10 protein-coding genes are annotated in these 12,004 nt (G+C 43.6%); 4 read left to right on the forward strand and 6 right to left on the reverse strand.

Annotated elements, in window-relative coordinates; genetic code table 11:
- Window positions 1-179: 179 nt before the first annotated feature.
- Window positions 180-2,948: an aconitate hydratase AcnA gene (gene acnA / locus FGL37_RS20105; RefSeq protein ID WP_051606750.1), complete on the reverse strand. Its 2,769-nt coding sequence runs from the start codon at window positions 2,946-2,948 to the stop codon at window positions 180-182.
- A 211-nt stretch (window positions 2,949-3,159) separates the two neighbouring features.
- Here acnA and FGL37_RS20110 point away from each other — a divergent pair, with 211 nt between their 5' ends.
- The 4 genes from FGL37_RS20110 to FGL37_RS20125 all read left to right on the forward strand — a co-directional run bounded on the left by FGL37_RS20110 (window position 3,160) and on the right by FGL37_RS20125 (window position 7,158).
- Window positions 3,160-3,687, forward strand: a complete 528-nt coding sequence (locus tag FGL37_RS20110; protein WP_051606751.1) for a TlpA family protein disulfide reductase — start codon at window positions 3,160-3,162, stop codon at window positions 3,685-3,687.
- A 110-nt stretch (window positions 3,688-3,797) separates the two neighbouring features.
- Window positions 3,798-4,742 (forward strand): homoserine O-acetyltransferase MetA, encoded by a 945-nt coding sequence (gene metA / locus FGL37_RS20115; RefSeq protein WP_028069585.1) that lies wholly within the window; start codon window positions 3,798-3,800, stop codon window positions 4,740-4,742.
- A gap of 97 nt (window positions 4,743-4,839) precedes the next feature.
- Window positions 4,840-5,049, forward strand: coding sequence for a hypothetical protein (locus tag FGL37_RS20120; protein WP_138096982.1), 210 nt, complete (start codon window positions 4,840-4,842; stop codon window positions 5,047-5,049).
- A gap of 105 nt (window positions 5,050-5,154) precedes the next feature.
- A complete protein-coding gene (locus tag FGL37_RS20125; RefSeq protein ID WP_028069587.1) occupies window positions 5,155-7,158 on the forward strand; it encodes a M13 family metallopeptidase in 2,004 nt (667 codons plus the stop codon).
- Between the two features lie 51 nt (window positions 7,159-7,209).
- Here the strand turns inward: FGL37_RS20125 and FGL37_RS20130 are convergent, their stop codons facing one another.
- The 5 genes from FGL37_RS20130 to FGL37_RS20150 all read right to left on the reverse strand — a co-directional run bounded on the left by FGL37_RS20130 (window position 7,210) and on the right by FGL37_RS20150 (window position 11,985).
- Window positions 7,210-8,421, reverse strand: coding sequence for an MFS transporter (locus tag FGL37_RS20130; protein ID WP_028069588.1), 1,212 nt, complete (start codon window positions 8,419-8,421; stop codon window positions 7,210-7,212).
- Between the two features lie 157 nt (window positions 8,422-8,578).
- Entirely contained in the window at window positions 8,579-9,538 is a 960-nt protein-coding gene (locus tag FGL37_RS20135) for a bifunctional metallophosphatase/5'-nucleotidase (RefSeq protein WP_028069589.1), read from the reverse strand.
- Window positions 9,516-10,277 (reverse strand): 5'-nucleotidase C-terminal domain-containing protein, encoded by a 762-nt coding sequence (locus FGL37_RS20140; RefSeq protein WP_232048745.1) that lies wholly within the window; start codon window positions 10,275-10,277, stop codon window positions 9,516-9,518. The genes FGL37_RS20135 and FGL37_RS20140 overlap by 23 nt, the downstream gene beginning before the upstream one ends.
- Before the next feature lie 151 nt (window positions 10,278-10,428).
- Window positions 10,429-11,457 carry an EamA family transporter gene (locus FGL37_RS20145; RefSeq protein ID WP_232048746.1) on the reverse strand — a complete coding sequence of 343 codons (1,029 nt, stop codon included), beginning with the start codon at window positions 11,455-11,457 and terminating at the stop codon, window positions 10,429-10,431.
- A gap of 54 nt (window positions 11,458-11,511) precedes the next feature.
- Window positions 11,512-11,985: an Lrp/AsnC family transcriptional regulator gene (locus FGL37_RS20150; protein WP_028069591.1), complete on the reverse strand. Its 474-nt coding sequence runs from the start codon at window positions 11,983-11,985 to the stop codon at window positions 11,512-11,514.
- Window positions 11,986-12,004: the final 19 nt, after the last annotated feature.

The following is a 12,004-nucleotide window of genomic DNA, read 5'->3' on the forward strand; positions in this document are numbered from 1 at the left end:
GAGTAAATATAGTAGTTGGCAATACTATTTTTGTGCAGCCATACAGTAATATATAACAGATATATGTCCATAGCATGCTGGAATACTGTCTGATGAGACTCTGGTAGGTTTATATAGGTTATAAGGGGCGCTACTGTGTATAGCGCCCCATTTTCTATTTATATCGGAGGTGCTCCGTGTTAATTATTTTTCAAATATTGTCGCAGTACATATTGTAGGATTCCGTCATTTTTAAAATACTCAATTTCTATCGCTGAATCCAACCGGGCTTTAACTTGGAATTCCGTAGTCTTACCATTTTCGTGTGTCGCTTTTACCTGCAACAACTTGTGTGGTGTCAGATCTTCTGCGAGGCCTGTAATATTATATTCTTCAGTTCCATCAAGCCCAAGTCTCTCTGCATTTTCACCGTTGGCAAAAACAAGCGGCGCCACACCCATGCCCACGAGATTGCTTCGGTGTATACGTTCAAAACTTTCGGCAATTACAGCACGTACACCGAGCAAGAATGTGCCTTTGGCAGCCCAGTCCCGTGATGACCCCGAACCGTATTCTTTGCCGGCTAATACGATCAGTGGTGTGTTTGTTTTACGATACTCCATTGCCGTGTCGTAAACAGTTTTAACTTCGTTGGTCGGTAGGTAACGGCTGAATCCACCCTCGCGATCGCTAATTTTATTTTTGATTCGTACGTTAGCAAAAGTACCCCGCATCATAACTTCGTGATTACCACGTCTAGATCCATAAGAGTTGAAGTCTTCCTTGTCTACCTGATGGGCTTTAAGATACTGTCCCGCTGCAGTATTCTCCTTAAATGAACCGGCAGGAGAAATATGGTCCGTCGTTACCGAGTCACCGAGATAAAGCAATACCCTCGCATTCTCGATGTCCTGGATTGGTTTTGGAACCGCTTGAAGGTTTTCAAAAAACGGCGATTCCTTGATATACGTTGAGGCCGGATCCCATTGGTAGTTTTGGTCCAAATTGACCTTAAGTTCCTGCCAATCCGTAGAGCCGTCAAAAATGACATTATAGACTTCCTGAAAGTCCGACTGTTTAACACAATCGGCGACAGTTTTTTGAATCTCTTCGCGGCTGGGCCAGATATCCCGAAGGTATACGGGCTGGCCATTTGGGTCGTAGTCGAGAGGTTCTTCCAATAAGTTGACGTCAATGCGACCGACAAGCGCATACGCTACGACGAGCATTGGTGACATCAGGAAGTTCATTTTTACTTGTGGGTGAACACGGGCTTCAAAATTGCGATTGCCTGAAAGTACCGAGGCGACGATCAGTTCGCCCTTCTCCACAGCTTCAGCAATTTGAGGGGGCAATGGTCCCGAGTTTCCAATACAGGAGGTACAGCCATAACCTACCGTATGGAATCTCAGCGCATCAAGGTCTGCACTAAGCCCTGACCTTTCCAAGTACTGTGTAACCACCTTTGAGCCAGGAGCCAGAGACGTTTTAACCCAAGATTTTGTCCGTAAGCCACGCTCTATAGCATTTCTCGCCAACAGACCCGCCCCAATCATAACAGCAGGGTTCGAGGTATTCGTACAGCTCGTGATGGCCGCGATCGCAATGCTGCCATCACTGACGACATATTCTTTATGATTGTGTTTTATTCTCACGCCATGTATCGATTCGGCAATGACTTCATGCGGTGATGCATGTTCGACCGGAACTTTCCCGAAGGTAAATTCTGTGCCAGAACCGCCTTCCAAAAGCCAGGCAGACTCCGATCGTTGAGGGATAGGCACATATTGCCTATGATGCTCGCTATCCAGCAGTTCTGAGAACTTGTCTTTTAGCTCGCGTACCAGAATTTTATCTTGTGGCCGCTTTGGACCCGAAACTGTAGGTTCCAGAGTGGATAAGTCAAATTCTACAACCGACGAATAGGTGATCTGCTCATGCCCCGTACGCCAAAGGAGGTTGCGCTTACAATATTCTTCCACGATTTTGATCTGCTCCGCGGTGCGGTTTGTACTGTGCATATATTCCAATGTGCGGTCATCTATGGGAAAATAGGTGACTGTACATCCGAATTCGGGTGACATATTGGATATGGTAGCCCGATCCGTTACAGACAAACTGTCCAGTCCATCACCAAACACTTCCACAAATTTGCCGACAACACCCTTGTCGCGTAGGATTTTGGTAATTGACAGCACCATATCCGTCGCAGTGCACATCGCCGGGATTCTACCCGTGAGCTTGAGTCCGATGACCTCTGGACAGGTAAAGAAAACGGGCTGCCCAAGCATAGCGGCCTCAGCCTCGATACCGCCCACACCCCAGCCTAAAACGCCTATTCCGTTGACCATCGGTGTATGGGAGTCTGTACCGACGAGGGTGTCTGGAAAAAGCCAGTTGTCTCGTTCAATAACCCCCTTCGCTAGATATTCCAGATTTACCTGATGACATATGCCCATACCGGGAGGTACCACCGTGAAATTTTTTAGTCCTTTTTGCGCCCATTTGAGCAGTTCGTAACGTTCGCGGTTACGCTGATATTCGAGCTCCACATTTTTATCGTAAGAATATTCTGTTCCAAAATAGTCAACCTGTACAGAGTGGTCAATCACCAAGTCAACAGGTATGGCAGGATTGATTTTCTGTCCGTCTTTGCCATGACGGACAAATTCGGCACGAAGCGAAGCCATGTCTACAACGGCTGGTACACCTGTAAAGTCTTGCATCAGGATACGCGCCGGTTTGAATGGAATATCTTTGTCAACAGGTTGCGGAGACCAATTGATTAAGGTGCTAATATGTTCATCAGTAATACTGAAGCCATCATGATTACGTAACACATTTTCCAATAGTATCCGAATACTGAAGGGGAGGTGGTCAACCTTGCCCTCAGAAAGATCTTTGATGGAACTGTATTGATAGACATGTCCATTAATTTGCAATTCACGGATCGATTTTTCTTTGCTCATATTGAATAACTTGTTTTATTTATATAATACGATTAGGGGCGAATTTGTTTGTAATAACTTTTTCACAGGCCGGTCTCGGTGCTTGAGAACTTACCGATAAAGTCCGTGATAGAGGATTCCAAAACGATTCTGGATGATCTGTATTTCGGATAGAACGGAATTTATCTTATTTTTGATCCACCCAATGGGATCGAAATAATAGGATAATTCAATGAAACATAAGTTCAGGTGTGTTGTCGGCACGATCTTTTTCTCTTTGTATTGCTACGTAGGCGGTCATGCGAAGCCGACTGGCGCAGCGGCAGCTATAACAGCGCCGGTATCTAAAAAATATGAATTGAGCTTTAAGAACAGCAGGGGGCATAAGGTGAGCTTAGCGCAACTACGAGGTAAAGTTGTCGTCATCAACCTTTGGGCAACCTGGTGTCCGCCATGTTTGGCCGAAATGCCATCATTGGATCAGTTGTACAAAGACTTTCAGTATAATAATCATATTGTATTTCTGGCCGTAGATATGGATGGTAACCTAAAAAAATCAGCTAAATTCTTAAAAAAGAGAGGGTATAGTCTTCCGTTGTACCAGCTGCATACCAGCCTGCCGCAAGAACTGAATACTCGGAGCATACCGACGACGATTATTCTTGATAAGGCGGGGAAACTGGTCAATAAGCATGTGGGGGGGATGGACTTTGGTTCGAAGAAGTTCAGGAAAGCTCTTCAGCAGCTAACAGATGAGTGAGTGTGGCAATAATAAAACGTAAACAAATACCTTGTTAATTTAAGGTTTTGTTTAATTTTCTGTTATATTCTTGCTAATTTTGTACATCATTGTACAAGGAGAAATTATATATGCCAGTCAAACTTCCTAATAATCTTCCCGCGATTGAGCTTTTAAAAAAGGAGAACATTTTCGTCATGAGTGACCTTCGGGCCAATGAACAGGATATCAGGCCGCTTCGTGTCCTGGTCCTTAATTTGATGCCATTGAAGATCACGACGGAAACCGATTTTATCCGTCTGTTATCCAACAATCCTTTGCAGGTCGAGATGGAGTTTCTGCGACTGGAAACGCACGTTTCCAAAAACACTCCAGAGGAACACCTAGAGATGTTTTATAAAAGTCTTAGTGAAGTAAAAGAGAATTTCTATGACGGAATGATTATTACTGGAGCTCCAGTAGAGATGGTCCGGTTTGAAGAAGTGACCTATTGGGATGAAATTCGGACTATTTTTGACTGGGCCAGGACGCACGTGACTTCGAGTTTATACATTTGCTGGGCGTCACAGGCAGCGTTATATCATTTTTACGGAGTGGAGAAGAAACCATTGGATGAGAAACTTTTTGGTGTTTTCAAGCATACTGCACTCGATAAGCGGCATCCTTTGTTCCGTGGGTTTGATGATGAATTCTTTATTCCTCACAGCAGACATACCACTGTCGAAAAAGAAGATTTATTGTCAACGGAGGGCATAGAAATTCTCTGCGAATCTCCCGAAGCGGGGATTGCCATTGCTTCTTCCCGTGGCGGTAGGGAATTCTATTTAACAGGACACTCAGAATATGCTCCGTTCACGCTTGATGAAGAATACAGGCGGGATCTGGAAAAAGGACAGAAAATTCAGATGCCAGTCAACTACTATACTGACGATAATCCGGAAAACAGACCGTTGGTCCGTTGGACAAGCCATGCTAATCTACTGTTTAACAACTGGCTCAATTATTTTGTTTATCAAGAAACGCCATTTGATTTAAAGGATGTAGTGCACTTAGGCGAGATCCGGCAAAATAATTAAGCAGGTATAGACGCTGCCAGAAGTCTTGCTCATAAAATTCACTTCCTAAAAACAAAAATAGTTAGAAAGGTATTCTAACTAATAAATCTGGAGTGATATGGAAAAGATATTATTAGCATGTTGTTTGTTGCTTCCTCTGTTTCAGCTGGAAGCGCAGGTGCCGATTAAGGAAGAACAGAAGCTCAAAGAGGCCAGCGGTACCTTATGGTATGCCAACCCTTGGCTGTGGATCGCCGGTGCAGCGTTATTTTTAGTTGTCTTTCTCCTCGTCCTACGTAGAGCTACCAGAAACCGGAGAGAAACCTAAACCGGATGGACAAAGGCGTTATCCGCAAAACAATATTTTTGTTGCAGAAACTATCGCAGAACTTTTCTTAAGTTTGTACCGATTGATAACAAACTAATATTATACATGAAGAGAAATATACTGTTAGCCGCTTTGCTGGCCTGTAGTGCATTGTCAAGCCAAGCCCAACATCAGGCTATCAATGTCAGTTACATGGATAAAAGCGTCCGTCCTCAGGACGACTTTTACAACTTTGTAAACGGTCAGTGGATGAAAACCGCCAAAATACCATCTGATAAAGCGCGCTGGGGTTCGTTTGACGAACTACGTGAGAATACGGACATCGCTACATTGAAGGTATTGCAAGAGTCGCTGACCGGCAAGTTTGAAAAAGGTACTGATAACCAAAAAATTGGTGATTTGTATCGTTCTTTTGTCGATATGAAAACCCGTGATCAGCTTGGGTTGGCACCTGTGAAGCCTTACCTAGAAAAAATTGCGGCGATTAAAAACTTCAATGATCTCTATAGCTACCTCGTTGAAGCTGCGCCCAGGGGAGGTAATCCTTTCTTCGGCGGTTATGTATCGGCGCATCTTAAAAATTCTGATGTGAATACTGTCTATTTAGCTGCTGCCAATCTCGGATTGGGGCGGTCTTATTATCAGGTTAACGATCAGAAGAATGAAGAGACTTTAAGAGATTATTCGGATTATATCTCCGCATTGTACAGTAAATCCGGCCAACGCACAAAGGACCTGAAAGGACCGGCAATCGTTGCTTTTGAAAAGCAGGCTGCTGCCCATCTTAAGACTGTTGAACAGTCCCGTGATGCCAACGGTCGCTATAATCCGGTTGCGGTAGCTGATTTGAAGAGAATGGTAAAAAACATCGACCTGGCGAAATATCTACAGGATGTGGGTTTCAAAGCAGACACCGTCATTATATCTGAAATAAAGTACTATCAAAATCTCGATGCTTTTTTCAATCCTCAGAATCTTCCTATTATCAAAGATGTATTGACCTTCCATGTGTTGAATACCGCAGCCTCCTATACGACACAAGAGCTCAATGATTTGTACTTTGACTTTTGGGGCCGCAAGCTGAAAGGACAGAAGGAGCAGAGAGCATTGGATAAACGAGGTGTAGAATTTGTCAACTCCATTGCGGGCGAGCTCCTCGGGAAGTTATATGTTAAACAGAATTTTCCGCCACAGGCCAAGGCTGATGCGGAAGAACTTGTCCGCTATCTGATTAAAGCCTTTGGGCAGCATATTAATGGTCTTGCGTGGATGTCTGCTGATACGAAGGTGAAAGCACTTGAGAAATTATCGAAATTTAAGGTGAAGATCGGTTATCCGGACAAGTGGAAGGATTATAGCAAACTCGATATTGGCACTTCGTTATATGGTAATGTAGTTGCAGCAAGCAAGTGGTCATTTTATGAAAATCTTGCAAAGCAAGGGAAACCTGTGGATAAATCGGAATGGGGCATGACACCACAGACCGTAAATGCTTATTATAGTCCACTTTTCAACGAGATTGTATTTCCAGCCGCCATTTTACAACCTCCTTTTTACGATTACAAAGCTGACGCTGCTGTTAATTTTGGTGGAATTGGCGCTGTGATCGGTCATGAGCTTTCACATGGCTTTGACGATCAGGGAGCAAAATATGATGGGAACGGTAATTTAAACAATTGGTGGACAGACGCTGACAAAGCAAAATTTGAAGCGGCTGCAGATGCGTTGGTGAAACAGTTTGAAAGTTATGAACCTGTACCGGGAGTCTTTGTGAACGGACGCTTTACACTCGGTGAAAATATCGGTGATCTAGGAGGGTCATCGGTAGCGTTTGATGCGTTGCAGCTTTATTTAAAAGATAAAGGGGATCCAGGCCTGATCGACGGATTTACGCAGAATCAACGCTTCTTCCTTTCGTGGGCTACGATCTGGCGCACGAAAACAACGGATGAATTTGTCGTCAATCAGGTAAAAACCGATCCACATTCTCCGGCGCAATACCGGGCATTTGCACCTATCATCAATCTGGATGCTTTCCATGAAGCCTGGAATACAAAGCCTGGCGACAAGATGTATGTGCCAATGGACAAAAGGATCAAAATCTGGTAATCAGTTGCTGACATTTAAAGGGCTTTGTTTTCTTGTGACAAAGCCCTTTTATTATCGCATCCATTTCAATACCACGTAGAAACCCAAGGCTGTCAGTGATAAGGTAAGTGCAGTTGCCCACCAGAGGGTAGTGAAGCCAAAGGAATCTACAATTGAAGTGCCAAGGATCGGAGAGAAGATGTTTGCAGCAGAGAATGCCAATGAATTGAATCCCATATATGCTCCCTGCGTTTTTGGGGTAGACCGGTTGACCGAGACCGTCGCCATAAAAGGCAGGGTAAGCATTTCGCCAAGACCAAAAATAAGAAATGTAAAATATAGCCAGCCCAGCCCACCCATATAATTAAGCATGGCATACGAACTTGCACATAAAAATGTTCCGAATACCAGTGTACTGATCAGAGAGAATCTTTTTTCGGCGATGTGAACCACGAACATTTCCAAAAGTACGATCACAAAGCCACTCCAGCCCAACAGAAAGCCAATCTGATGATCATCTAAATGATGCACCTGTCTATAAAACAATGGTAATGTTGTAATAAGCTGAAAGAAGCAGAACGAGAAGATGCAACAGAAAATGTTAAACAGGATAAATGGGATGTCGGTATAGGGGTTTCTGCTCTGCACGGTATCAGTCGCTGACAGTATTTCCTTGTTTGTTTTGACGACTGTCCGTTTCTGTCTTTTATGGAAAAACATAAAGAAAATAATTGCGGCGGACATAACGGCAAAGGAATTTCCATAGAAGATCCAGTCGAACGAGATGGTAGCGAGAAATCCCGCAACTGCCGGGCCAATGGAAAATCCCAAGTTTATCGCCAGACGGTTTAGGGAGAATGCACGTGTAATATTTTCTGGTTTGGCGTAGCTTGCGACAGATACAGAATTCGCTGGCCTGAATGCGTCAAATATAAGGCTGAGCGTGAAAATCATTGCCGATAAGGACTGAACCTCCTTAAACCAGGGAATCAACAGGAACAGTGGGGCAGCCAGCACCAAGCTACCAAACTGTACCTTAAAGCTGCCAATGCGATCGGTAAGCCAACCACCGATATAGGACCCACATACGGAACCGATGCCGTAACTCATCAGAACTATTCCGATCTGCTTGATGTTAAAATGAAGGACCTGCGTCATATATAAACCCAAAAAAGGGATAACCATACTCCCCATTCTGTTGATCAGCATAACAACAGCCAAAAGCCAGGCTGCCTGTGAGAGTCCTTTAAAGGAGTCTAGATAAATGGATATAATTTTCTTCATCCAAATGATGTTTTTGCGCTAGTGAACAATCTTCCCTTATACATCTGATACGTATTGAAAACGGTTCCAGGAATAGTTGGTTCAATTTTCAGAAAAATGCCAAATTGATTTGGTCAATTTGGCATCTGTTATCTGCAATACTTATTATTAAATAATCCTATGCCAGCAGCGTATCCTGTATTGTTGGATCAACCTGATATGTAGTGGCTACCATCTGTTTTTTACGGGACCCAGCCTCCAAAATAAAGTCAATACGTCCCAAGTTGATACCAGCGAAGCCCACTTGGTTAACGACAGTCTGTGCGCCTTTGAGATTAGTGACCAACGTTGGTTCTTTAAGGAAAGTGTGTGTGTGCCCGCCGATGATTAAGTCAATATCTGCTGTTTTGGCTGCCAGTATCAGGTCCGAGACCTTGTCATTTTCATACTTGTAACCTAGATGCGACAGACAGACGATAAGGTCACAATGATGCTTTTCTTTCAGGATTTTGACGATTTTGTTAGATACCGCTATAGGGTCTAAATACTTCATCCCCTTATAGTTGTTGGGGTCCACCAAACCTTCAATATCCACCCCGAGACCAAATACTCCGATTTTGATCCCTCCCTTATGGAATATCGTATAATCCTGGGTTTTTCCTTCGAGCACCGTGCCTTTAAAATCGTAATTTGCGGTAAGGAAAGGAAACTTGGCATGGTCCAGATATTTTACGAGTCCATCCAGCCCGTTGTCAAACTCGTGATTGCCAAATGTGCCGGCGTCATAGCCCAGTTTGCTCATCAGGTCCAGCTCTAATTTTCCACCGAACAGATTAAAATATGGGGTTCCCTGGAACATATCTCCTGCATCCAGCAATAGCAGATGCTCTTCTTCATTGCGTATTTTATTGATCAATGTGCTACGCCGTGCCACACCGCCCAAACCCTGATATTTGCCGCCGTCCATAGGAAAGGGCTCGATTCGGCTGTGCACATCGTTGGTATGCAAAATGGTCAGCCTTATTTTTTTACTTCTGGCCTCCGTATCGAAAGGCAGCGAGCTCAATGCAAGAGCCGTAGACAGAGCGCCAGCCTGCTTAATAAACGCTCTTCGATTAATTGATTTTAATTCTTCCATCTAATACCGCATTTACTTCTTTACCTTCTTTCGTTAATTGACTCACATATTCGATCAGTCCTTCGCGCATCCGCTGTGGATAGTTTATCCGTGACACTGATTGCGTCAACAGGGTAAGGTTGTCACCACCGTTGGCAAGGTAATCATAGGTTACCAGCTTGTATAGCTTATTATCATCGATAGCTTGCCCTTTGATTTTGATATCCTGCGCCCCGTTAGCTGAGATCATCAACGTCATACCCGCTATAGGCTGTCCATGTGTCTTTGCGATATAGTCAGCAAGTTGACGTATTTGGCTTCCTTTTAGCTCAATGACCGTCAGCGTATTTTCGAACGGCATTACTTCAAAGATATGTCCAACCGTAATGTCGCCAGCTTTAAGATCATTACGGATTCCGCCTTTGGTTGCAAAAGCCAGATCAGCCGGATTGTGTGCAAAGTGATCACTCATCCATAACAATGCTTCACAGAAGAAGTTTCCCATCAAGGTTTCGGGAGTTTTGTCTTTTGTCAGCGCTTTACCTGCGTGACCGATGACACGGTTCATCTCAGCTTCCATTTTTTGTTTAAAAGGCTCATATATCGATACCACTGTGGGATCTGCTTGCACCTCGCTATTGATGGAGTATTGCCGAAAATCTTTTTGCGTAGGATAAAGCTGTTTTGAGCAGCTTGAGGCCATCAAAACTGAGATAATCCCGATACTACCTATAAAGGCAATTTGTTTTGATAAATTCATATAGTTAGTTAACAGATATGCTGGCAAAGTTAGCCATTTAAAAATGAAGATATCTTATCGGCGAGTGGTAATTTCGCAGAAAACATAAAAAAAACAAAAGCTTAACATAAATCTACATTAAGCTTTGTCATATAATTAGAAAAATAACAACCTAAGGCACGAGCTCTGCTTCGGGAAGATGATCCAGAGATCTCCGATCAGCATGATTAGGTGGAGTGTCCGGCATTGCTCCATCGAGCTTCTTCTTATTTTTGTTTTTGTCAGCCAATTTGCTACGGTATGCCTTCCAGTTCATCAACAATACAGAGAATAAAATTACGGTTAGCCCGATTATCTGTAATGAAGTGACCGCATGAGAGGTGAAAAAGTGACTGAGTATAAGTGCAATGATGGGATTTACATAGGCGTATGTACTCACCTCCATTGCCGGTCTGACTTGCAGAAGCCAGATGTATGAGCTAAAGGCCAGGATAGAACCGAAAGTAATTAGGTAACCCAGATTAAACCAGTCCACAGGCGCTACATTTCTTACCTCAAACGATGCATATTCACCCGTAAGGAGGGCGGTCACATTAAAAAGGATACCTGCTGTAACCATTTGCCAGGCCGTTTTGACCATGACGTGTAAATCTTCTTTTTCTCCTTCTGCAGGTTTCTTGAAATATTTGGAGACCAGCGACCCTACCGTCCACGCAATAGAACCCAGAACAAGGATGCATAGCGCAATTACTCTTAAAGTGCCGTTTGCATTATTGTCGGAAGCGACGATCTGTTCGGCGAACAACATCACAACACCCAGGAATCCCATAACGACGCCGGCGACTGTCGTTAGGCTACTGAAATTCTCTTTCCATTTTGGTTTGTCTAAGATAATAAACCAAATGGCAGCCGCTGCTGCAATAATTGCCGCAATACCGCCGGAAACATATTGCTCTGCCCAGATCACACCAGCCATATCAATAAATAGGAGGAGGAAGCCAACAAATGCCGCCTGCAGGATGGAGCGCTTATTAAACAGTTTATAACCTTTTAGCGCGCAGATCGTCATCAGTATAGCACTGGCAGTTATAAAACGGAATGAACCTAAGATAAACGGTGGAAAACTATGAAGGGCTTTTTCTATAAAGAAAAACGTTGAACCCCACACCACATAAATAATAAAATATGCAATAATAACCATTAATGGGTTTGCAGACCTCTTTTGTCCTTGCAACATAACTAAACCTCCTTTCTGTTATTCAGGTATAACAACCTGCTGATCTTCTTTTACTGTTTGAAGTACGATGGTAGTACGAGTAGAAATAATTCCCTCAATTTTACTCAAAGTGTTTCGCATCAAATCCACTAAGCCTGTTGAATCGGCGGTTCTCACTTTAATAAGATAACCATCGTCGCCGGCGATATCATGAACTTCTTGTACCTCAGGGATTTCAGCGAGTGCCAGGCCCACGCGTTGCTCCCCGATAATATCATTGGCTTTGATAAATATAAACGACAACAGTTTTTGATCGACCGCTGCCGGATTGATCCTCGCACTGTACTTTAATATAACATCCTTCTGTTCAAGCTTTTTCACTCGCTCTAATATAGCAGAAGGGGCCATTCCAAGTTCTCTCGCAATGTCAGCGTTGTTGATTCGTCCGTTATCCTGCATTAAACGCAGAATTTTGTAATCAACTTGATCCAAATTATATTCTACCTTTGTCATTTCGAGTGCAAAGATAATG

This window comes from Sphingobacterium thalpophilum, assembly GCF_901482695.1.
In the GTDB taxonomy this organism is placed as follows: Bacteria; Bacteroidota; Bacteroidia; order Sphingobacteriales; family Sphingobacteriaceae; genus Sphingobacterium; species Sphingobacterium thalpophilum.